Source organism: Pseudonocardia oroxyli (assembly GCF_900102195.1).
GTDB classification, from domain to species: Bacteria; Actinomycetota; Actinomycetes; order Mycobacteriales; family Pseudonocardiaceae; genus Pseudonocardia; species Pseudonocardia oroxyli.
Genome location: NZ_FNBE01000001.1, coordinates 328,476 through 350,249 on the forward strand (window position 1 = coordinate 328,476; position 21,774 = coordinate 350,249).

18 protein-coding genes and 1 pseudogene are annotated in these 21,774 nt (G+C 72.7%); 10 read left to right on the forward strand and 9 right to left on the reverse strand.

Going from position 1 to position 21,774, the window contains the following annotated elements; translation table 11 throughout:
* Positions 1–172 precede the first annotated feature (172 nt).
* Positions 173–1,528: a UDP-glucose dehydrogenase family protein gene (locus BLS43_RS01625; RefSeq protein WP_093076105.1), complete on the forward strand. Its 1,356-nt coding sequence runs from the start codon at positions 173–175 to the stop codon at positions 1,526–1,528.
* Positions 1,525–2,859 carry a lipopolysaccharide biosynthesis protein gene (locus BLS43_RS01630; RefSeq protein ID WP_093075447.1) on the forward strand — a complete coding sequence of 445 codons (1,335 nt, stop codon included), beginning with the start codon at positions 1,525–1,527 and terminating at the stop codon, positions 2,857–2,859. Before BLS43_RS01625 ends, BLS43_RS01630 begins: the two co-directional genes overlap by 4 nt.
* A gap of 3 nt (positions 2,860–2,862) precedes the next feature.
* Here BLS43_RS01630 and BLS43_RS01635 read toward each other — a convergent pair whose 3' ends face one another.
* Positions 2,863–3,747 carry an ATP-grasp fold amidoligase family protein gene (locus tag BLS43_RS01635; RefSeq protein WP_093075453.1) on the reverse strand — a complete coding sequence of 295 codons (885 nt, stop codon included), beginning with the start codon at positions 3,745–3,747 and terminating at the stop codon, positions 2,863–2,865.
* A gap of 157 nt (positions 3,748–3,904) precedes the next feature.
* Here BLS43_RS01635 and BLS43_RS01640 point away from each other — a divergent pair, with 157 nt between their 5' ends.
* A complete protein-coding gene (locus BLS43_RS01640) occupies positions 3,905–4,882 on the forward strand; it encodes a glycosyltransferase family 2 protein (RefSeq protein ID WP_093075456.1) in 978 nt (325 codons plus the stop codon).
* Between the two features lie 7 nt (positions 4,883–4,889).
* On the opposite strand, the gene BLS43_RS01645 is transcribed toward BLS43_RS01640, so the two are convergent.
* The 5 genes from BLS43_RS01645 to BLS43_RS01665 form a co-directional block, all read right to left on the reverse strand.
* The gene (locus tag BLS43_RS01645; protein ID WP_093075461.1) at positions 4,890–6,002 is read right to left on the reverse strand and encodes a sensor histidine kinase; all 1,113 of its coding nucleotides are present in this window, start codon (positions 6,000–6,002) and stop codon (positions 4,890–4,892) included.
* A 35-nt stretch (positions 6,003–6,037) separates the two neighbouring features.
* A complete protein-coding gene (locus tag BLS43_RS01650) occupies positions 6,038–6,703 on the reverse strand; it encodes a response regulator transcription factor (protein WP_093075467.1) in 666 nt (221 codons plus the stop codon).
* On the reverse strand, positions 6,700–8,607 hold the full coding sequence (dxs, locus tag BLS43_RS01655; RefSeq protein WP_093075472.1) for a 1-deoxy-D-xylulose-5-phosphate synthase: 1,908 nt from the start codon (positions 8,605–8,607) through the stop codon (positions 6,700–6,702). The genes BLS43_RS01650 and dxs overlap by 4 nt, the downstream gene beginning before the upstream one ends.
* 69 nt (positions 8,608–8,676) lie before the next feature.
* A complete protein-coding gene (locus tag BLS43_RS01660; protein ID WP_093075475.1) occupies positions 8,677–9,273 on the reverse strand; it encodes a histidine phosphatase family protein in 597 nt (198 codons plus the stop codon).
* Positions 9,270–9,698, reverse strand: a complete 429-nt coding sequence (locus BLS43_RS01665) for an HIT family protein (protein ID WP_093075479.1) — start codon at positions 9,696–9,698, stop codon at positions 9,270–9,272. The genes BLS43_RS01660 and BLS43_RS01665 overlap by 4 nt, the downstream gene beginning before the upstream one ends.
* 89 nt (positions 9,699–9,787) lie before the next feature.
* Here BLS43_RS01665 and glgX point away from each other — a divergent pair, with 89 nt between their 5' ends.
* The 5 genes and pseudogenes from glgX to BLS43_RS31925 form a co-directional block, all read left to right on the forward strand.
* The gene (glgX, locus tag BLS43_RS01670) at positions 9,788–11,938 is read left to right on the forward strand and encodes a glycogen debranching protein GlgX (protein ID WP_093075483.1); all 2,151 of its coding nucleotides are present in this window, start codon (positions 9,788–9,790) and stop codon (positions 11,936–11,938) included.
* On the forward strand, positions 11,938–14,229 hold the full coding sequence (gene treY, locus BLS43_RS01675; protein ID WP_093075486.1) for a malto-oligosyltrehalose synthase: 2,292 nt from the start codon (positions 11,938–11,940) through the stop codon (positions 14,227–14,229). The genes glgX and treY overlap by 1 nt, the downstream gene beginning before the upstream one ends.
* A gap of 336 nt (positions 14,230–14,565) precedes the next feature.
* A complete protein-coding gene (locus BLS43_RS01680) occupies positions 14,566–15,036 on the forward strand; it encodes a MarR family transcriptional regulator (RefSeq protein ID WP_245707237.1) in 471 nt (156 codons plus the stop codon).
* Between the two features lie 276 nt (positions 15,037–15,312).
* Positions 15,313–17,055 (forward strand): malto-oligosyltrehalose trehalohydrolase, encoded by a 1,743-nt coding sequence (treZ, locus tag BLS43_RS01685; protein WP_093075492.1) that lies wholly within the window; start codon positions 15,313–15,315, stop codon positions 17,053–17,055.
* Between the two features lie 244 nt (positions 17,056–17,299).
* Positions 17,300–17,417 (forward strand): annotated as a pseudogene (locus BLS43_RS31925) (sugar ABC transporter ATP-binding protein); the annotation flags it as partial.
* 114 nt (positions 17,418–17,531) lie between these two features.
* Here BLS43_RS31925 and BLS43_RS01690 read toward each other — a convergent pair.
* Positions 17,532–18,515, reverse strand: a complete 984-nt coding sequence (locus BLS43_RS01690) for a malate dehydrogenase (RefSeq protein ID WP_093075495.1) — start codon at positions 18,513–18,515, stop codon at positions 17,532–17,534.
* A 75-nt stretch (positions 18,516–18,590) separates the two neighbouring features.
* Between BLS43_RS01690 and BLS43_RS01695 the strand changes: the two genes are divergently transcribed.
* Positions 18,591–19,697, forward strand: a complete 1,107-nt coding sequence (locus tag BLS43_RS01695) for a DUF418 domain-containing protein (RefSeq protein ID WP_143029913.1) — start codon at positions 18,591–18,593, stop codon at positions 19,695–19,697.
* Positions 19,698–19,702: 5 nt separating this feature from the next.
* On the forward strand, positions 19,703–19,999 hold the full coding sequence (locus BLS43_RS01700; protein WP_093075500.1) for a hypothetical protein: 297 nt from the start codon (positions 19,703–19,705) through the stop codon (positions 19,997–19,999).
* A 6-nt stretch (positions 20,000–20,005) separates the two neighbouring features.
* On the opposite strand, the gene BLS43_RS01705 is transcribed toward BLS43_RS01700, so the two are convergent.
* Together BLS43_RS01705 and BLS43_RS01710 are read right to left on the reverse strand one after the other, a co-directional pair.
* Positions 20,006–20,482: a CoA-binding protein gene (locus BLS43_RS01705; RefSeq protein WP_093075503.1), complete on the reverse strand. Its 477-nt coding sequence runs from the start codon at positions 20,480–20,482 to the stop codon at positions 20,006–20,008.
* Positions 20,479–21,774 carry an O-acetylhomoserine aminocarboxypropyltransferase/cysteine synthase family protein gene (locus BLS43_RS01710; protein ID WP_093075506.1) on the reverse strand — a complete coding sequence of 432 codons (1,296 nt, stop codon included), beginning with the start codon at positions 21,772–21,774 and terminating at the stop codon, positions 20,479–20,481. Before BLS43_RS01710 ends, BLS43_RS01705 begins: the two co-directional genes overlap by 4 nt.

Below are 21,774 nucleotides of genomic sequence, written 5' to 3' on the forward strand. Positions count from 1 at the left end.
CGGGAGTTATGTCCGGTTCGACAAACTCCCGATATCGATCGGATGACGTGCGGGCGGCGACCGTCCGACGCCCGTTCGACGCCTGTTCGACGCCCGGGGCGCCCTGCGGACCCCCCGAGGACTGGGCTAGCGTCGGCCCGGTCGGATGGCGGACCAGAACGCAGGGGGCAGGGTGTTCGCACGCACGATCGCCGTGGTCGGAACCGGGTACGTCGGACTCACCACGGGGGCGTGCCTCGCCTCCCTGGGGCACCGCGTGGTCTGCGCGGACATCGACGAGCAGAAGGTCGCCGCGCTGTCCCGCGGCGAGATCTCCATCCGCGAGCCCGGGTTGGCGGAGCTGGTCGGCGAGGGTCTCGCGGCCGGGCGGCTCTCGTTCGTCGTGGGTGCGGGGCAGGCGCTCAAGGAGCTCGAGACCGAGGGCAAGCCGGTCGAGGTGCTGTTCCTGTGCGTCCCGACGCCGATGGGCGTGGGTGGGGTGGCGGACCTGTCGGCCGTCGAGGCGGTGGTCGAGGAGGTCCGGGACGCCATGCCCGCGGGCTGCGTGGTGGTGAACAAGTCCACCGTGCCCGTCGGGACGGCGGACCGGACCGCCCAGCTGCTCGAGCGGCCGGACGTGCAGGTCGCGAGCAACCCGGAGTTCCTCCGCGAGGGCTCCGCCGTGCACGACTTCCTGAACCCGGACCGGATCGTCGTCGGCTCGAACTCCTCCCCGGACGCCGCGGAGCGGGTCGCGGCCCTCTACGCCCGCCTCGGGGCGCCGACCGTCCTGACCGACGCCGCCAGCGCCGAGATGATCAAGTACGCGGCGAACTGCTTCCTCGCCATGAAGCTCTCCTACGTCAACGCCCTCGCCGAGCTCTGCGAGCGGGTGGACGCGGACGTCGCGGACGTCACCGAGGGCATGGGCTACGACCGGCGCATCGGCCAGGCCTTCCTGTCCCCCGGCCCCGGCTGGGGCGGCTCCTGCCTGCCCAAGGACACCCACGCGCTGTTGCAGGTCGCGGACTCGGCGGACTTCGAGTTCCGCCTGGTCCGGGCCAGCATCGACACGAACACCCGGCAGTTCCGGCGGATGGTGGACAAGGTCCGCCTGGCCGTCACGGGCAGCCGCAACGGCTCGCTGTCCCGGGTGCGCCTCGCGTTGTTCGGCCTGACGTTCAAGGCCGGGACGGACGACCTGCGGGACTCTCCCGCGCTCGGGGTGGCCGCGCTGCTGCGGCAGGCGGGCGCCGAGCTGGTCGGCTACGACCCGGGGCTCGTGGACTCCCCGGCCGTCGCGGGGCTGGACCCGCGGCTCGTCACCGTCGCCGACGACCCCTACCAGGCCGCCGAGGGCGCCCAGGCCGTCGTCGTGCTCACCGAGTGGCCCGAGTTCCGGTCCCTGGACTGGTCGCGGGTCGCGGCCGCGGCCGACGGGGCCACGGTCGTCGACACCCGCAACCTGCTCGACCCTGCCGTGGTCCGGCGCGCGGGACTGACCTGGACCGGTGTCGGGCGGCCGACGATCGAGGCCGCCGGCACGTGACCGAACCGCCCCGTCCGACCTCCGGGGCGCCGACCCGGGGGCGGACCGGACCGGGACACGCCCTGGCCGCGCTGCGCCGGGAGCTGTCCGTCCCGCTGTTCCGCAACACCTACGCGTTGATGCTGAACACGGTCGTCAACTCCGGGTTCGGGCTGCTCTACTGGGTCGTCGCCGCGCGCACGTACCCGGAGACCGAGGTGGGCCGCGGCAACGCGCTGACCTCGCTGATGCTGCTGGTCTCGATCCTCACCCAGCTCAACGTCGGGCAGGCGCTGGTCCGGTTCCTGCCGCGTGCGGGGTCGGGGTCGGCCCGGCTGATCGGCTCGGCCTACGGGCTCTCCGCGGGCGTGGGGGTGCTCGGCGCGGCCGGGGTCGCGGTGTACTGCCACCTCCTGCGGCCGGAGGGCGACCCGCTGCACATGTCCGCGGGCTTCGGGGCGTGGTTCGTGCTCTCGACGGTGCTGTGGTCGCTGTTCACGGTGCAGGACTCCGTGCTCACCGGGCTGCGCGAGTCGATCTGGATCCCGCTGGAGAACGGGCTCTACGGCGTGGTCAAGCTCGTGGTGCTCGTCGTCGTGGCCGAGACGTCGATCTCGGACGGGGTGTTCACCTCGTGGACGCTGCCGGTCGTCGGCCTGATCGTCCCCGTCGCCCTGCTCGTCTTCCGACGGCTGCTCCCCCGCCACGTCGCCGCCACCCGCGCCGTCGAGGAGCCCCTCGACCGGCGCGCCATCGTGCGATACATGGGTGGGGACTACGCGGGCCAGGTCTTCAGCCAGGCGGGTTCGTCGTTCCTGCCCGTGCTGGTGGTGGCGTTGCTCGGGTCGGCGAGCGGGGCGTACTTCCTGCCTGCGCAGACCGTGTTCGTGGCGATCAACATGCTCACGCTGAGCATCACCTCCTCGCTCGTCGCCGAGGCGGCGCGGGACCCGGACCGGGCACACCTCCATGCGCGGGCGGTGGTGCGCAGGCTCGCGCTGACCGTGCTGCCCGCCGCGGTGGTGATGGCGATGGCGGCGCCGTGGGTCCTGCACCTCTACGGCGCGCAGTACGCCGCGAACGCCACGCTGCTGCTGCAGCTGTTCATGGCGTCGGTCCTGCCGCGCGTGGTGGTCGCCCTGTTCATGACGCTCAACCGGCTGCGCAACCGCACCTGGGTGCTCGCCGTGCTGCAGGGCGTGCAGGCCGCCGCCCTGATCGGCGGGGTCGTGGCACTGCACGGCCCGCTCGGCCTGAACGCGGTGGGCTGGGTGACGCTCGGGGTGGAGCTGCTCCTCGCCCTCGCCGTGCTGCCCGCGGTGATCCGCTGGCTGCGGGGCACACCCCGCTGAGGGTCACCGCACGAAACGCTCCGGAACCGGGGCGCCGGTCCGCCACATCTCCCCCAGTGCGAGGTCGAACTCGCGGGGCTGCAGCCGGACCAGTCCGCCACCCGGGTTGTGCGTGATCTCGCCGAAGTGGATCTTTCCGTCCACGTTGTACAGATCGACTCGGACGAACGCGAATTCGCTGCTCAATGCGCGGGCGACGTCGAGCATCTCGGCATAGTTCGCGGGCTGCTCGGGCAACCGCTCGGCGAAGGCGAAACGACCGCTCACCGCAAATTCACGCCATTCGGGCGTGAGCATCGTGGAGGTGTGGCCGGTGAAGCGGTCCTGGTCGACGACGACCATCCCCGGCTCGCCGTGGAACATGAAGAACTTGTAGTCGGTGGGGGCCGTGCCCGCCTCGCCGATGAACTGCTCGACCACCGCCCGGTGCGGGAGCCCGCGGTAGGGGGACTCGCGCCAGCCGTGGGTGTAGAAGTCCGTCCGCAGCCATCGCCGGACGGTCTCGCGGATGGCCGCCCGGTCCGCCCGCGTGGGGTCCGGGAGCAGGATCGTCATGTCGCAGCCGTGCGTCCCCTTGATCACGCAAGGCCCGGGCAGCGCGTCGAAGTCCAGGTCAGCGGCGTCGGTGAGCAGGGCGAACAGCGGGATGAGGTACTTCTCCCCCGCCTTCTCCGCCACGTAGGAGCGCACTTCGTACTTGTCCGACGTGCGGTGCACGAGCTCGCTCTGTTCCTCGAGGTTCTTCGCGGCGAGCAGCTGCGACCAGGTCCGCGGACGGCGCAGCGTGGTCAGCTCACCCTGGAAGATCGCATGCTTGGCGAGGGCGAACTGCCGGTCGGGGAGGAAACGGAGCCTCCGCGCCAGGAGCACCCGGGCGTCGATCGTCATCGGCCGACGATAGCGGGGCGCCCGGTCCGCTCCGCCGGCGGCCGAACCGTGCCGCGGCGTTACGATGATTCACGATCAATTCACCCACAAAAGCGATTCGGCCGGATTTCCGCGAGTCCGGCGGGCGGCTCCCGGAAGGCATTGCTAGGGTCGTGGAGTGGCCAGGGAATCCGCCGTCGTGTCCGTCGTGACGCCGGCGTACAACGTTGCAGCGTGGATCGGCGAGGCGGTCGACTCCGTCCGCGCGCAGACCGAGGGCCGTGTCGAGTACGTCGTGGTGGACGACGGCTCGACCGACGACACCGCCGAGATCGTCCGGGCCCGCGCGGCGCTGGACCCGCGGATCCGCCTGATCCGCTCCCAGAACGCGGGCTCGGGCGCCGCGCGCAACCTCGGGATCACCGACACCACCGCCCCGTTCGTCGCCTTCCTCGACGGTGACGACCGCTGGCACCCGGACTTCCTGCGGCGCCTGCTGCACGTGTTCGACACCGGGCCCGCGCAGGTCGGCGCCGCGTTCTGCCACACCCGCGTGATGCTGGAGAGCGGCCGCGTCGTCGGCCCCCGGTGGCAGCCCGCGGGCGCCTGCGACATGGACCGGTTCCTCGCCGAGAACAACCCCACGCACAACGGCAGCTCGCTGGTGATCCGGCGCAGCTGCTTCGACGAGGTGGGCGGCTTCGACACGACCATCACCAGCGCCGTCGACCTCGAGATGTGGCTGCGGATCGGCGCCTGGTCGTCGACCCCGCTGTTCTGGGGGGTGCGGCGCTACCTCGTCGACATGCGGCTCATGCGCACCGGCAGCATCAGCTCGAACCGGGGTGCGCGCTACGAGTCGCTGGACAAGCTGCTCACCGAGTACGCCCCGATGATGACCCGGCTGCCCGCGGGCCTCGCCTACGTGCAGCCCGCGGTGTTCGCCTACCGGGACGGGCACGACGAGATCGCCGACCGCTGGGCGGGCACGGCCCTGACCGCGGGGCGGGCCCGGCTGGCGGGCTCCCGCTGGGGCCAGGCCCTCCTGACCTGGCACCGCGCCGGTCCGGAGACCCGGGCCCGGCTGCGCGCGGCGCGGGACTCGACGCGCTCCGGGGTCTACAACGGGCTGGCCAAGGTCCTCTCCGTCGCCTGAGCGGCCCTCACGGCTGCCTCTGCGGGAGCCGGACCTCCACGGTCAGGCCCCCGCCCTCCACGGGGCGGGCCTGCACCTCGCCCTGGTGGGCGTGCACGATCGCGCGCACGATGCTCAGTCCCAGGCCCGAGCCCTGCGTGGTCGCGGTGCGGGCCACGGGGCCGCGGCGGAAGGGCTCGAAGAGCTGCGCCACCTGGAGCGGGTCGATCTCCGCGCCCGACGACGACACCCGCAGCTCCCCCGGGGCCGTCGAGACCTCGATCCAACCGCCGTCCACGTTGTGCCGCACGGCGTTCTCCAGCAGGTTGCCCGCGATCCGCTCCACCAGCACCGGGTCTCCCGACACCGGGGCGGGGCCGCCGGTGACCCGTACGCTCAGCCCCCGCCCGGCGGCCTCGGCGGCCGTGGTCCGGACGGCGTGCGCGGCGGCGTCCCGCAGGTCGACGCGGGTCGCGGCGAGCTCGCCGAGGCTCTCGGTGCGCGCGAGCAGCAGCAGGCCCCCGACCAGGTCGTCGGCCCGCCGGGTCGCGTCCCGGACCACCACACCCATGCGCCGCAGCTCCTCGACGTCCGCGGTCGGGTCGGCCAGGGTCACGTCGACCTCGGTGCGCAGCACGGCCAACGGGGTGCGCAGCTCGTGGCTGGCGTTGGCCACGAACCGGCGCTGCTGGGCGAAGGCGCCTTCGAGGCGGTCGAGCATCCCGTCGAACACCGAGGCCAGCTCGGCCAGCTCGCCGCGCGCCCCGCGCAGGTCCAGGCGCTGGTCGAGCGACTCCGCCGACAGCCTGCGCGCGGTCGCGGTCACCGAGTGCAGGGGCGCCAGGACCCGCCCCACCAACACCCACGAGACCAGGCCGGCGGCCAGCACCACGAGCGGGAACGCGAGCGCGCCCGCCCGCAGCAGCTCCGCCCGGGCCGCGTCGCGGACCGCCGCCGTGACCTGGGAGGCAGGCACCCGGACCTCCCCGACCTGCACCATCGTGCCCGGCGGCAACCCGGGCACCGCGCCCGCGACCCCGCCGACCAGCAGCCAGCCCAGCCACAGCAACAGGGCGCTGACCAGGGCGACCAGCGCGGTGCCGAGCAGGGTCAGCTGCCACCGCAGCGAGAGCCGGCGCATTCAGGGGACCCTAGTGCCCGGTCTGCGACGGGGCACTAACCCGCCGCGGGCACCCGGTACCCCGCCCCGACGACGGTCTCGATCACCCCGGGCTCACCGAGCTTCTTGCGCAAGGTCATCACCGTGACCCGCACGGTCGTGGTGAAGGGGTCCGCGTTCTCGTCCCAGACCCGTTCGAGCAGCTCCTCGCTGGACACGACGGCCCCGCCCGCGCCCAGCAGGACCTCGAGCACGCCGAACTCCTTGCGGGTCAGCTCCACCGGCGCGTCCGCCCGCGACACGGTCCGCCGCGAGGGGTCCAGCGACACGTCCCCGGCCCGCAGCAGCGGCGGCAGCGCCGGTGCGGCCCGCCTGCCCAGGGCCCGGACCCGGGCGACCAGCTCCGGGAAGTCGAAGGGCTTGGCCAGGTAGTCGTCCGCGCCCTGGGAGAGCCCGTCGACCTTGTCCTCGAGGGTGCCGCTGGCGGTGAGCATGATGATCCGGGTCGGGGCGTCCGAGGCGACGATCTCGGCGCACAGCGCGTCCCCGGTCATGCCGGGCAGGTCCCGGTCGAGCACCACCACGTCGTAGCGGGTGATCGAGGACTTCTCGTGGCCCGAGAGCCCGTCGAGCGCGACGTCGACGGCCATGCCCTCGCGCCGCAGCCCGCGCGCGACCGCCTCGGCCAGCGCCTGCTCGTCCTCGACGACCAGGACCCTCACGTGGTGACCTGCTCCGATGCCACGGTGGTGAGCCGCGCGGTCCACTCGGTCACCCGGCGCGCCACGTCCTGCGCGGTGAGCCCGACGGCGGCCAGCACGTCCGACCGCGACCCGTGCTCGAGGAACTCCTGCGGCAGCGCGACGTCTCGCTGCGGCACGTCCACCTCCGCCGCCCGCAGCGTGTCGGCCAGCGCCGACCCGAAGCCGCCGTGGCGCCCGGAGTCCGCCACGGTGACGACCAGCTGGTGCCGCCGGGCGAGGTCGACCAGCGCCGAGGGCACCGGGAGCACCCACCGCGGGTCCACCACGGTGACCGCGACGCCCTGCTGCGCCAGCCGGGCGGCCGCCTCCAGGCCGAGCTCGCCGAAGGCGCCCACGCACACCAGCAGCACCGTCGCGTTGCGGTCCTCGCGCAGGAGATCCACCCCCTGGACGCGACGCACCGCGGGCACCGACTCGATCACCGGCCCCTTGGGGAAGCGCAGCGCGGTCGGCCCGTCGTCCACGGCGACGGCCTCGGCGAGCTCCTCGCGCAGGGTGGCGGCGTCCCGCGGCGCGGCGACCCGGATGCCGGGCACGATGCCGAGCACCGACAGGTCCCACATGCCGTTGTGCGAGGGCCCGTCGTTGCCCGTGACCCCGGCCCGGTCGAGCACGACCGTGACGGCTTCGCGGTGCAGCGCCACGTCCATCAGCAGCTGGTCGAAGGCCCGGTTGAGGAACGTCGAGTACACCGCGACGACCGGGTGCATGCCGCCGCGCGCGAGCCCGGCCGCCGAGGCGAAGGCGTGCTGCTCGGCGATCCCGACGTCGACGCAGCGCTCGGGGAACTCGGCCTGGAACTTCGCGAGCCCGGTCGGCCCGAGCATGGCGGCGGTGATCGCCACGACGTCCGGCCGCTCGGCCCCGATCCGCACCAGCTCATCGGCGAACACGCTGGTCCAGCCGGTGGTCTTGGGGCCGGTGGGCAGCCCGGTGGCCGGGTCGAAGGCCGACGGGCTGTGCATCTGCTCGGCCTCGTCGTTCTCCGCCGGGGCGTAGCCGTTCCCCTTGCGGGTGACGGCGTGCACCACGACCGGGCCGCCGAAGTGGCGGGCGCGGCGCAGCGCGGACTCCATCGCCGCGACGTCGTGCCCGTCGACCGGCCCGAAGTACTTGAGCCCCAGGTCGGCGAACAGCTCCTGCGGGCTGATCGCGTCCTTGATCCCGGCCTTCAGCGCGTGCAGCCCCGCGTACACCGCGGGCCCGACGACCGGCGTGCCGCGCAGCGTGGACTTCCCGGCCTCCAGCAGCCGCTCATACCCGGGCTGCAGCCGCAGCGTGGCCAGCCGGTCCGCGAGCCCGCCGATGGTCGGGGCGTAGCTGCGGCCGTTGTCGTTCACCACGATCACCACGTTGCGGTCCTTGGCCGCCGCGATGTTGTTCAGCGCCTCCCAGGCCATGCCGCCGGTGAGCGCGCCGTCGCCGATCACGGCCACGACGTGGCACTGCCGCCCGGTCAGCGAGTAGGCCCGGGCGATCCCGTCCGCCCAGCTCAGCGAGGACGACGCGTGCGACGACTCGACGTGGTCGTGCACCGACTCCGAGCGCGAGGGGTACCCGGACAGCCCGCCGGTCTTCTTGAGGTTCTCCCAGCCGGACTGCCTGCCGGTCAGCAGCTTGTGCACGTAGGCCTGGTGACCGGTGTCCCAGATCACGGTGTCCCGCGGCGAGTCGAAGACGCGGTGCAGGGCGATCGTGAGCTCGATGACGCCCAGGTTGGGCCCGAGGTGCCCCCCGGTCCGGGACACCGACCGCACGAGGAACTCGCGGATCTCCGTGGCCAGGGCCGCCAGCGCGTCGGGGCCGAGGCGTTTGAGGTCCGCGGGTCCCCGGACCGACGACAAGATGTTGACCGGCTGCACGTCCCTCACTGTACGAGTGCGGGACCCGCTCGGCGCTCAGGACACCGGGACGTCACGTCGCCGACACGACTAGAGCAGGTCGGCGACGTGCCCGATCTCGTTCACCGTGCGGGGCTTGCGCACCCCGTCGCGGCGGGCGACGACCCGGGTCACGCCCGCGTAGTCCAGGGGGAACGGCAGCGGTCGGGTGATCCCGAGCAGGTGGCCGAGGAAGACGTTGACCACCCCGGCGTGCGCGAACACCACGGCGGTGCCCCGCCCGGGGTGGGCCGCGACGATCTCGTCGAGCGCGGCGAGGACCCGAGCGGTGAACGCCGGGACGTCGACGTGCTCGGGCAGGTGCCCCTCGACCATCCGCTGCCACTCCTGCGGGTTCTCCCGGGCGAGCTCGTGGACGGGCAGGTAGCGGGGCTGGTCGGCGTCGAACTCGCGCAGGTCGTGGCGCTGCACGATCTCCAGGCCCCGCGCCGACGCCAGCGGCGCGGCCGTCTGGACCGCCCGCGTCATGGTGCTGGCGTAGATCGCGTCGACGGGCTCCCCGGCCAGCGCGTGCACCACCCGCTCGGCCTGCCGGTGGCCCAGCTCGGTCAGCGCGGGATCGGCCCTCTCCCCGTCGGCGTCGGTGACCCGTTCCGGCAGGCCGTGCCGGACGAGCACGAGCCTCACGCGGAGGGGACGTGCTCGCCGTGACCCGCCTCACGCAGCCCCGCGCGCAGCCGCTCGGCGATCTCGTCCTGCTCCGTCGGGTCGATCTCCTTCGCCGCGTTGGCGAAGTCGAACGCGGCCATGTCCCAGGCCGGGTACACGTGCAGGTGCAGGTGCGGCACCTCGAAACCCGCGATCATGAAGGCGACCCGCGGCGGGGACCAGACGGCCTGCACCACCGTCGCGATGTCCTGCGACACCGCCGTGAGGTGCGCCAACAGGTCCGGGGTGGCGTCGACCCACTGGTCGACCTCCTCCCGCGGGACGACCAGGGTGTGGCCGGGGCCGAGGGGGTTGACCGAGAGGAACCCCACGCAGCGCTCGTCCGACCAGACGAACCGGGCCGGGATCTCGCCGTCGATGATCTTCGTGAACAGGGTGCTCATCACTGCGGAACAGTACTGACCGAGCACGCACGACGGGCGCGGGCGCCCTAAGGTGCAACGGGTTCGGACCGAGGAAATGGGGAATCAGCATGCGGCCGTGGCCGGGCAGCGCCTACCCGCTGGGCGCCAGCTACGACGGGGCGGGCACCAACTTCGCCCTCTTCTCCGAGGCGGCGGAGAAGGTGGAGCTGTGCCTGTTCGGCCCGAAGGGCAAGGAGACCCGGCACGCCCTGACCGAGGTCGACGGGTTCGTGTGGCACTGCTACCTCCCCGGGGTCGAGCCGGGCCAGCGCTACGGCTACCGGGTGCACGGGCCGTACGACCCGGCGACCGGGCAGCGGTGCAACCCGAACAAGCTCCTCGTCGACCCCTACGCGAAGGCCGTCGACGGGCCGGTGAAGTGGGACGAGGCGGTCTTCGGCTACAACTTCGGCGACCCGCTCTCGCGCAACGACCGCGACTCGGCGCCGTTCGTGCCCAAGTCCGTGGTGGTCAACCCCTACTTCGACTGGGGGTCCGACCGCCCGCCGAAGATCCCGTACCACGAGTCCGTGATCTACGAGGCGCACGTCCGCGGCCTCACGATCGCGCACCCGGACATCCCCGAGGAGCTGCGCGGCACCTACGCGGGGCTCGCGCACCCGGTGATGATCGAGCACCTGCAGCGGCTCGGGATCACCGCGGTGGAGCTCATGCCGGTGCACGAGTTCCTCAACGACCACCACCTGCAGGAGAAGGGCCTGTCGAACTACTGGGGCTACAACACCCTGGCGTTCCTGGCCCCGCACCACGGGTACACGATGCGCGGGTCGCGTCCCGGCTCGCAGGTCCACGAGTTCAAGGCGATGGTCCGGGACCTGCACGAGGCGGGCATCGAGGTGATCCTCGACGTCGTCTACAACCACACCGCCGAGGGCTCCGACATGGGGCCCACGCTGTCCATGCGCGGCATCGACAACCACGCCTACTACCGGCTCGTCGAGGACGACCCGCGCTACTACATGGACTACACGGGCACCGGGAACTCGCTCAACGTCCGCAACCCGCACACCCTGCAGCTGATCATGGACTCGCTGCGCTACTGGGTGACCGAGATGCACGTCGACGGGTTCCGGTTCGACCTCGCCTCCACCCTGGCCCGGGAGTTCTACGACGTCGACCGGCTGTCGGTGTTCTTCGACCTCGTGCAGCAGGACCCGGTGATCTCGCAGGTCAAGCTCATCGCGGAGCCGTGGGACGTCGGGCCCGGCGGCTACCAGGTCGGGAACTTCCCGCCCCTGTGGACGGAGTGGAACGGCAAGTACCGGGACACCGTGCGGGACTTCTGGCGCGGCGAGCCCGGCACGCTCGGTGAGTTCGCCTCCCGGCTGACCGGGTCCAGCGACCTCTACCAGGAGGACGGGCGCAGGCCGTACGCGTCGATCAACTTCTTCACCGCGCACGACGGGTTCACCCTCGCCGACCTGGTGTCCTACAACGAGAAGCACAACGACGCCAACGGCGAGGGCGGCAACGACGGCGAGAGCCACAACCGCTCCTGGAACTGCGGCGTCGAGGGCCCCACGGACGACGCGGCGGTGCTGGAGCTGCGGGCCCGCCAGCAGCGCAACTTCATCACCACCCTGATGCTCAGCCAGGGCGTGCCGATGCTGCTGCACGGCGACGAGCTGGGGCGCACCCAGCGCGGCAACAACAACGTCTACTGCCAGGACAACGACCTGGCCTGGATGGACTGGTCGCTGCTCGGCAAGAACGCCGGGCTGGTCGGGTTCACCGGCGGTGTCGCCGCGCTGCGGCACGCCCACCCGGTGTTCCGTCGCCGCCGCTTCTTCCAGGGCAGGCCGATCGCGCCCCGCCGCCGGGACTCCCTCGCCGACATCGCCTGGTTCCAGCCGGACGGCCGGGAGATGACCGAGGGCGACTGGGACTCCGGCTTCGGCAAGTGCGTGGTGGCGTTCCTCAACGGGGACGGCATCTCCGAGCAGGACCCCCGCGGCGAGCGGGTCCGGGACGACTCCTTCCTGATGGCGTTCAACGCCCACTGGGAGGACATCGAGGTGACCCTGCCGCCGCTCGAGTACGGCAAGGACTGGGCGATCGTGGTCGACACCGCCGCGGGCGAGGTGACCACCCTGGCCCCGGCGCCCGGGGTGGCCGCCGCCGACCCGCAGATCGTCACGGGGGGCGGGACCCACACCGTGCCCGCCCGGTCGCTCCTCGTCCTGCAGCGGACCGCGTGATGGTCACCTACCGGCTGCAGTTCTCCAAGGACCAGACCTTCCAGACGGGCGCCGAGCTCGTCCCCTACCTGGAGCAGCTCGGCATCGCCACGCTGTACTCCTCCCCCCTGCTGGAGTCCGGCGCGGGCTCCAACCACGGGTACGACGTCGTCAACCCCGGCTGGATCTCCGTCGAGCGCGGCGGGATCGAGGGGCTGGACCACCTGCTGCGCACCCTGCGCGAGGCGGGCATGACGATGCTGATCGACATCGTGCCCAACCACGTGGGCGTCGAGGTCCCGAAGGCGAACCCCTGGTGGTGGGACGTCCTGACCCACGGGCAGGCGTCTCGCTGGGCGGGGCACTTCGACATCGACTGGGCCGCGGGGCCGATCCTGCTCCCGATCCTCGACGCCGACGAGGCGGGCGCGCTCGCGCAGCTCACCGTCCAGGACGGCGAGCTCCGGTACTACGAGCACGCGTTCCCGCTGGCCCCGGGCACGGGGTCGGGCACCCCGCAGGAGGTCCACGAGCGGCAGCACTACCGGCTCGTCTCGTGGAAGCGCGGGGCCGCCGAGCTCACCTACCGGCGGTTCTTCGACGTCTCCACGCTCGCCGCCGTCCGCGTCGAGATCCCCGAGGTGTTCGAGGACGCGCACCGCGAGGTGCTGCGGTGGGTGCGGGCGCACCCGGAGATCGTCGGGCTTCGGGTGGACCACCCGGACGGCCTGTCCGATCCCGGCGCGTACGTGCGGCGGCTGCGGGCGGCGCTGGGCCCGGACAAGTGGCTGCTCGTCGAGAAGATCACGCACCTCGGCGAGGAGCTGCCCGCCTCGTGGCCGGTGGACGGGACGTCCGGCTACGAGGCCCTGGCGGACGTCCAGGGCGTGTTCGTCGACCCGGACGGGGCCGGGCTGCTCACCCAGTTCGCCGCCGAGCACACCGGGGTGAAGCAGTCGATCCGGGAGGCCGAGTACGACGGGCGCCGGGAGGTGGCCGACACCATCCTGGCCGCCGAGGTCCGGCGGATCGCCGCGCTCGTCCCCGGCGAGTCCCCGGACACCGTGCGGGACGCGGTGGCGGAGTTCCTCTGCGGCTTCCCCGTCTACCGCTCCTACCTGCCCGAGGGCCGGGACTCGCTCGACACGGCGCTCTCCGTCGCCCGCACCCGCAGGCCGGACCTGAAGGTCGAGCTGGACACGATCTACTCGGCGATGCTCGCGGAGCCGCACGGCGAGCTGGCCACCCGCGTGCAGCAGACCTCCGGCATGGTCATGGCCAAGGGCGTGGAGGACACGGCTTTCTACCGGTGGAACCGGTTCGTCGCGCTGAACGAGGTCGGCGGGGACCCGGGCCGCTTCGGCCTGTCCCCCGCCGGGTTCCACGCGGCGCTCGCGGCGCGGGAGGCGGGGTCGCCGCGCACGATGACGACGCTGTCGACCCACGACACGAAGCGGTCCGAGGACGTCCGGGCGCGGCTGGCCGTGCTCGCGGAGATCCCCGGCGAGTGGACCGCGCGGCTGCGGGACTGGTCCGCGCGGTACCCGCTGCCGGACCGCTCGCTGGAGCTGCTGGCCTGGCAGTGCCTGGTCGGCGCGTGGCCGATCTCGGCGGAGCGGCTCGCGAGCTACCTGGGCAAGGCCTCGAAGGAGGCCAAGCTCGTCACCTCGCACGTCGACGCCGTGCCCGAGGTGGACGAGGCGATCGCCGCGTGGCCGGCGCAGGTCCTCGGGGACGCCGCGCTGGTGGCGGAGATCCAGGCCTTCGTCGACCGCATCGCGGGCCCCGGCTGGTCGAACTCGCTGGGACAGAAGCTGCTGCAGCTCGCGGGTCCCGGGATCCCGGACGTCTACCAGGGCACCGAGGTGTTCGAGTACTCCCTGGTCGACCCGGACAACCGACGGCCGGTGGACTTCGCCGCCCGGCGGGCGCTGCTCTCGCGGCTGGACGAGGGCTGGCTGCCGGAGATCGACTCCGGGGGAGCAGCGAAGCTGCTGGTCACGGCGACGGCGGCCCGCCTGCGGCGCTTCCGGCCCGAGCTGTTCCAGCACTACCGCGCGGTCCCGGCGGACGGTGTCGCGGCCGAGCACGCCGTGGCGTTCGCCCGCACGGACCGGCTCGTCGCCGTGGCCACGAGGCTCCCCGTGGGCCTCGCGGCGAAGGGCGGCTGGGGCGACACGGTCCTGCCGCTGCCCGGCGGCGCGGACGACTGGCACGACATGATCACCGACACGCCGGTCGACGGGGCGACCCCCGCCCTGGGCACGCTCCTGTCGCGCTACCCGGTGGCGCTCCTCGTCCGCCCCGCCTGACCCCGTTCGCCGCGTCACGGCCTCGCTCAGCCGACCTCGCCGGGTGACCGACCGGTGACCCGACGGAAGGCCTCGGCGAAGGCGCCGGGTTTGCGGTAGCCCACGGCGCGCGCCGTCACGGCGACGCTGCGGAAGGAGGGCTACGAGTAGGAGCGCCCCACGACATCGCATCGCGCAACACGGTGCGCATGACGCTGCTCACGGTCGGAACCTCTCGGTAACCCGAGACGTTTGACAGAGCGGATATCTCGACGATCGAACCAAAGATCATCGAGTCCGCCCCCGCGATCCGGGGAACGACGAAGGAGCACAGTGAACGGTGGAGCGGACGGACGCGTGGACGGAGCGCTCGCAGAACGGCTGAGGGAGCTGGTGGCCGCCTCGGACGCCTACCGGCAGACGGCGGCCCGCCTGCTGCGGCTCGGGGTCCCGGAGACCACGATCCTGGTGACCCTGTTGCACGACGGGCCGCAGCGCCCGACGGCGTTGGCCCGCCGGGTCGGCGTCACCCCGGCGACGGTGACGGCCCAGCTGGACCGGCTCGAACTGGCGGGCCACGTGGTCCGCCAGGCCAACCCGCGGGACCGGCGCAGCGTCCTCGTGGCGCTCACCCCGCCGGGGCGCGCGCTCGTCGAGAGGCTGTCCGCGGTGTTCGCCCGGGACGTCGCCACGGGGTCCGCGGGTGACGACCCGGCGATCGGCGCGGCGGTGGACCGCATTCTCGGCGGCGTGGCACGACAATTGCAGGACCGCGCCCGGGACGAGCACGGCATGGGCCACGACCTGGGACTCAGCCCCGTGAAGTAGTTCGGGAAACGTAATACTTCGGCTGCGGGAAATCTGTGAGGAAATACGGCTGAACGGCCGATTACGAAGGCCCGCAGGCTTTCTACAGTCGAGGCCGCAACGCGCAAGGACCGGGTATCCCCCCACCCTCCGGTACCTCGTTGCCGGGACCACCGGCCGACTCCGTGCCCCCCGACCGGCCGGTGGTCCCGACCCTCCCGCATCCGGACCCGCTCCGTGACGTGACGTGACCGCCCCGGGCGGGCGTGTCGGCGTCGGATTCGGCAGGATTCCCCCGTGGCTGAGTACGCGGTGTGGGCGCCGGAGAAGGACACGGTCCGGGTCGTGGTCGACGGGGACACGTACCCGATGCGGCGCGCGGCGGGCGGGTGGTGGCACGCGGACGTCCAGGACAACGGCCCCGGGTCGGCCTACGCGTTCCTCGTCGGCGACGATCCCACCCCGCTCCCGGACCCCCGCTCCCTGTGGCAGCCCGGCGGTGTCCATGCCGCCTCGCGGCGCTACGACCAGGCCGCCTTCTGGTGGACCGACCAGGCCTGGACGGGCCGGACGCTCGCCGGGAGCGTGCTCTACGAGTGCCACATCGGCACCTTCACCGACGAGGGCACGTTCGACTCGGCGATCGAGAAGCTGGACCACCTCGTCGCGCTCGGGATCGACATGGTCGAGCTGCTGCCGCTCAACGCCGTCGACGGGCCCCGGAACTGGGGCTACGACGGCGTCGGCTGGTACGCGGTCACGGAGAACTACGGCGGCCCGGACGGGTTCAAGCGGTTCGTCGACGCCGCGCACGCGCGCGGGCTCGGGGTGATCCTGGACGTCGTCTACAACCACCTCGGTCCCTCGGGCGCCTACCTCGACCGGTTCGGCCCCTACTTCGCGGGCTCCAACATCTGGGGCCCGTCGCTGAACCTCGACGGCCCGTGGTCGGACGAGGTGCGCCGGTTCGCCATCGACAACGCCCTGATGTGGCTGCGGGACTTCCACGTCGACGGGCTGCGGATCGACGCCGTCCACGCGCTGCGGGACACCCGCGCCGTGCACGTCCTCGAACAGCTGGCCACCGAGGTGACCGCGTTGGAGGCGCACGTCGGGCGCCCGCTGTCGCTGATCGCGGAGTCGGACCTCAACGACCCGCGCATGATCACCTCGCGGGACGGCGGCGGCTACGGCATGACCGGCCAGTGGGCGGACGACATCCACCACAGCCTCCACACCGTGCTGACCGGTGAGTCCCAGGGCTACTACAGCGACTTCGCCGAGGCCGATCTCGCCGGGCTCGCCCACGTCCTGACCAGGGGCTTCCTCCACGAGGGCACCTGGTCGAGCTTCCGGAAGCGGACGCACGGCGCGCCCGTCGACACCGTGCGCATCCCCGGGCACCGCTTCGTCACCTACCTGCAGAACCACGACCAGATCGGCAACCGCGCCACCGGCGACCGGCTCACCCAGGTGGTCTCCCCCGGCATCCTGGCCTGCGGCGCGGCGATCCTGTTCACCTCCCCGTTCACCCCGATGCTGTTCATGGGTGAGGAGTGGGGCGCCCGCACGCCGTGGCAGTTCTTCTCGTACTTCCCCGACCCGGGCCTGCGCGAGGCCGTGCGCACGGGTCGGACCAGCGAGTTCGCCGACCACGGCTGGGGGGACGTCGAGGTTCCCGACCCCAACGCCGAGTCCACCTTCCTCGACTCGAAGCTGGACTGGACCGAGCAGGAGCAGGAGCCGCACTCCACCCTGCTGGCGATGTACAAGGAGCTCATCGCGCTGCGCAAGGCGTGGCCGGAGCTCTCCGACCCGTGGCTCGACGAGGTCGCCGTCGACGTCCACCCCGAGGCGCGCACCCTGGTGATCCACCGCGGGCGGCTGCGGGTGCTGGTCAACCTCGGCTCCGAGGAGGTGGCCCTGGACCTGGCGGCCACCGTTACCCGGATCCTGCTGGCCAGCGAGCCCACGAGCTCCGAGGGCGCGGAGATCACCCTGCCCGGCGAGTCCTTCGCCATCGCGGTCCTGGAGGAGTAGGACCCGACACACGAACGGCGCATTCGCTCACCACCTGTGAGCGAACGCGCCGTTCGCTGCGGGTGGGCCCCGCTCGTGCGATCCCCGTTCGGGGCGTCGACGTCCTGCGCACCACCCTGGTGCTCACCGTCGTCACGGTGGGCGTCGGGCTGGTTCAACGACCCCACGCTCAGCCTGGTGATGCTCTGCATCGTCGCCATCTGGACCTGCGAAGCGCTCGAGGGCCGAGATCGCCGCACGCATCGCCGAGGCGGCGCGGATCCTGGACCTCACCGAGTACCTGGACCGGAAGCCGCGCCCTCTCCGGCGGGCAGCGCCAGCGGGTCGCGATGGGCCGCGGGATCGTGCGCGAGCCCAGCGTGTGCACCTGGCGCCCGACCTCGACCGGGTGCACCTGTTCGACCCGGACACCGGTGCGCGCCTCTGAACCGTGAGTGGCGATGGTCGCCATGGCGACCGTCGCCACTCACGGGGGCTCAGATCAGGCCGAGGCCCTTGACCGCCTCGCGCTCCTCGACCAGCTCGGCGACGGAGGCGTCGATCTTCTCGCGGGAGAAGGCGTCGATCTCCAGGCCCTGGACGATCTCGTACTTGCCGCCCTTGGTGGTGACCGGGAAGGAGGAGATGATCCCCTCGGCCACGCCGTAGCTGCCGTCCGACGGGACGGCCATCGAGGTCCAGTCGCCCTCGGCGGTGCCGTTGACCCAGGTGTAGACGTGGTCGATGGCGGCCGACGCGGCCGACGCGGCGCTCGACGCGCCCCGGGCTTCGATGATCGCGGCGCCGCGCTTGGCGACGGTCGGGATGAAGGTGTCCTTCAGCCAGGACTCCTCGACCTGCTCGGCGGCGATCTTGCCGCCGACCTCGGCGTGGAAGAGGTCGGGGTACTGGGTGGCGGAGTGGTTGCCCCAGATCGTGAGCTTCTTGATCTCCGACACCGGCACGCCCAGCTTCTGCGACAGCTGCGCGAGGGCGCGGTTGTGGTCGAGGCGGGTCATCGCGGTGAAGCGCTCGGCCGGGACGTCCGGCGCGGCGGACTGGGCGATCAGGGCGTTGGTGTTGGCCGGGTTGCCGACGACGAGGACCTTGACGTCGTCCGCGGCGCCCGCGTTGATCGCCTTGCCCTGCGGGGCGAAGATCCCGCCGTTGGCCTCGAGCAGGTCGCCGCGCTCCATGCCCTTCGTGCGCGGGCGCGCGCCGACGAGCAGGGCGACGTTGACGCCGTCGAAGGCCTTGGTCGCGTCGTCGAAGATCTCGACGCCGGCGAGCAGCGGGAACGCCCCGTCGCTCAGCTCCATCGCGGTGCCCTCGGCCGCCTTGACGGCCTGGGGGATCTCCAGCAGGTTCAGCTTCACCGGGGTGTCGGACCCCAGGAGCTGCCCGGAGGCGATCCGGAAGAGCAACGCGTAACCGATCTGGCCAGCGGCTCCGGTGACAGTGACGGTGACAGGAGTGGACACGCCGTGAGGCTAGCCCCCGCGCCGGGACCTCGTTCGCTGAGGTGGCGGAGGTCTCGCGCCGTAGGGTCCGGGGTCGTGAGTACTCCGTCGAGCGCCCGGGCGGTGGCGCCCGATCTCGCCCGCGGGGCGATGCTGCTGCTCATCGCGCTCGCCAACGTGCACCTGTTCCTGCTCGGGCCCGCCGGGGTGCGCGGGTATCCGGCGGGGCTCGCGGGGATGGACGCGGTCGTCGCGTTCCTGCAGATGGTCCTGGTGGACGGGCGGGCCTATCCGCTGTTCGCGCTGCTCGTCGGGTACGGGGCGGCCCAGTCGGCCCGCCGGTGGGAGCCCGCGGTCGCGGTGTCGCTGCTCCGGCGGCGCGGCGGGTGGATGCTCGCGATCGGTGCGGTCCACGGGCTCCTGCTGTTCCCGGGGGACATCGTGGGGGCCTACGGGCTGCTGCTCGTGGCGCTGGCCGGGGTCGTGGTGCGCGGGACCGCCGTCACGCTCGGGACGATCGCCGTGCTCGGTTGTGTGTTCACCGTCCTGACCAGCGCGTTCTCCGGATTCTCGACGGGTGCGGCGGCCCTGCCGAGCATCGCGGCGCCGGACGTGGGCAGCGCGCTCGTCCAGCACGTCGGCGAGTGGTCGCTCGGCACGGTGAACTCCGCGCTCGTCACCGCGGGGATGGTCGCGCTCGGCGCCCTGCTGGGGCGGCGGCGGCTGCTCGAGGAGCCCGACGGACACCGACGGGTGCTGCGACGGGTCGCGCTCCTCGGGCTCGCCGTGGCCGTGGCAGGCGGGGTCCCGTTGGCGCTCGCGGCCGCGGGCTGGTGGGCCCCCACCGGCGCGCAGGCGCTGCTCGCGGGGGTGCTGCACGGGCTGGGTGGGCTCGCGGGCGGGCTCGGGTACGCGGCGGTGTTCGCACTGGTCGCGACCCGGTGGGCGCCCCGCCCGCTGCTCGCGGCCGGGCGCCGGTCGCTGTCCTGCTACCTCGGGCAGTCCGTGGTGTGGATGGTGCTGCTCCCCGCGTGGACGCTCGGGTTCGGGGCGCGGCTGAGCGTGGCGCAGGCGGCGCTGCTCGCCGTCGGGGTCTGGGGGGCGGGGCTCGTCGGGTGTGCCGCTCTGGACCGCGGGGACCGGCGCGGGCCTGCGGAGATCCTGCTCCGCCGGCTGACGTACGGGCCCGCACCGATACGCTGAGCGACGTGGAGAAAGAGGCACCCGCCGTCGACATCCCGTACTACCGCGCGCTGTTCGGCGCGCTCGGCTGGGGCGTCGTCGCGTTCGCGCTGCAGGTCGTCATCGCCCCCGGCGACTCGACCTTCCTCCTGCTCCACACCGGCTGGATCCTGATCTGCTGCGTGCTCGCCGCGTGGCCGACGTGGAAGGCGGCCCAGCGGCGGGGATGGCCGGAGCTGTGGAAGCTGTTCCTGCTGGCCGCGCCGGCGTTCTGGGTGCTGCGGCTCCTCACCCTGATCCTGCAGCGGCTGCTCTTCGGCTAGGCCGTTCTAGACCCGGCGGCGTGAGCTGATCACGCCGGTGTCGAAGCCCGCGAGGTGCAGGCCGCCCGCGAAGCGGGCGTGCTCGACCTTCAGGCACTTGTCCATCACGACGGTGATCCCCGCGGCCTCCGCGCGGGCGGCCAGCTCCTCGTCCCACAGGCCGAACTGGAGCCACCAGGTCTTCACCCCGTCCAGGGCCAGGACCTCGTCCAGCACGCCGGGCAGGTCCTGCGGGCGCCGGAAGGTGTCGACGAGGTCCGGCACGCCGGGGAGGTCGGCGAGGCTCGGATAGACCGGCCTGCCGAGGATCTCGGTCGCGTTCGGGTTCACGAACCACAGCTCGTAGTCGCTCGCGTCGAGCAGGTAGGTCGCCACGAAGTTCGACGCCCGCGCCGCGTTCGGCGAGGCCCCGACCATCGCGACCGTGCGGGTCTCGTCGAGGATCCGCTTCCGCTCGACGGCGGTCGGGTTCTGCCAGCTCACCGGGTCGCTCCCTGTGCCGAGTCGAGGGCCTGGTCGAGGTCCCAGAGGATGTCGTCGACGTCCTCCAGACCCACGCTGATCCGAATCAAGTCCTCCGGGACCCCCGCGTGTTCCAGCTGGGCCGGGGTGAGCTGTTGGTGGGTCGTCGACGCCGGGTGCAGGACGAGCGTGCGCGCGTCCCCGACGTTCGCGAGGTGGCTGCACAGCTGCACCGACTCGATGAACCGCGCGCCCGCCGCCCGGCCGCCCTTCGCCCCGAACGCGAACACCGCCCCCGGCCCCTCCGGGAGGTACCGCTTGGCGCGGTCGTGGTGCGGGTGGTCCGGCAGGCCCGCGTAGCGGACGTAGGACACCCGCGGGTCCGCGGCCAGCCACTCCGCCACCCGCTGCGCATTCGCGACGTGCGCGGCCATCCGGAACGGCAGCGTCTCCACGCCCTGGAGCAGCAGGAACGCCGAGTGCGGCGACAGGGTGGGCCCGACGTCCCGCAGCTGCTCGGCGCGCAGCTTGGTGAGGAACCCGAACTCGCCGAAGTTCCCCCACCAGGTCAGCCCGCCGTACGACGGCACCGGCTCGGTCATCGTGGGGAAGCGCCCGTTGCCCCAGTCGAACCGCCCGGACTCGACGATCACGCCGCCGAGCGTGGTCCCGTGCCCGCCGAGGAACTTCGTCGCGGAGTGGATCACGATGTCCGCGCCGTGCTCGATCGGGCGGCACAGGTAGGGCGTGGCCAGTGTGGCGTCGACGACCAGCGGGACGCCTGCCGCGTGCGCGACCTCCGCCAGCCCCGCCAGGTCGGCCACCTCGCCGCCCGGGTTGGACACGACCTCGGTGAACACGAACCGCGTCCGGTCGGTGATGGCCTTCGCATAGTCCTCCGGGTCGGTCCCCGGCACGAACGTGGTGTCCACCCCGAACCGGCGCAGCGTCACGTCGAGCTGGGTGACCGTGCCGCCGTACAGCGCGGCCGACGCGACGCCGTGGTCCCCCGCCCCGGTCAGCGCGGCGAAGGTGAGGAACTCGGCGGACTGGCCCGAGGCCGTCGCCACCGCGCCCAGCCCGCCGTCCAGGCTGGCGATCCGCTCCTCGAGCACCGCGACCGTCGGGTTGCCGATCCGGCTGTAGATCAGCCCGTACTTCTGCAGGGCGAACAGCGTCGCGGCGTCCTGGGTGTCCTCGAAGACGAAGCTCGTGGACTGGTAGATCGGGGTGGCCCGGGCACCGTGAGCGGCGTCGGGAACCGCCCCGGCGTGTACCGCGCGCGTCCGGAAGCCCCAGGATCGATCACCCAT